The sequence below is a fragment of the Bradyrhizobium sp. CFUWI genome (genome assembly GCF_056429085.1).
On the sequence record NZ_JBWJZE010000149.1, the window covers coordinates 1 to 506 of the forward strand.

The following is a 506-nucleotide window of genomic DNA, read 5'->3' on the forward strand; positions in this document are numbered from 1 at the left end:
TCGAGCAGGAGGTGGTGAAGCTGCGGCTCAATGCCCGCGACTCGGTGATGACCAACGCGCAGGCGCTGGCCGCCATCGGTGGCGGCGGGACGAACTGCAGTGCGCCGCTGGCCCTGCTGAACCGAGAGCGCGCCGCCGTGGACCTGGTGATCCTGGTATCGGACAACGAATCCTGGGTGGACGCACGGCGCCATGGCGCGACGCGGACGATGCTCGAGTGGGAGGCGCTGAAGAAGCGCAACCCGCAGGCGCGGCTGGTGTGCATCGACATCCAGCCGAATGCGACGACGCAGGCCGCCGAGCGCAGCGACATCCTGAACGTCGGGGGATTCTCTGACGCGGTGTTCGGGATGGTCGGCCACTTCGCCGCAGGCACGCTGGACGCGGAGCACTGGGTCGGAGAGATAGAGAAGATGCCGCTGGCCGCGCAGTAGCGCAGCGGCAATGGAAGTTGGAGGATGTCCCGGGCGAATGCCTGCAGGAGTACAGCACCTTTTGGCCACGCG

1 pseudogene is annotated in these 506 nt (G+C 67.4%); it reads left to right on the plus strand.

Annotated features, from left to right (window positions below):
• Positions 1–434: pseudogene (locus AC066S_RS39145) on the plus strand (RNA-binding protein); the annotation flags it as partial.
• Positions 435–506 lie beyond the last annotated feature (72 nt).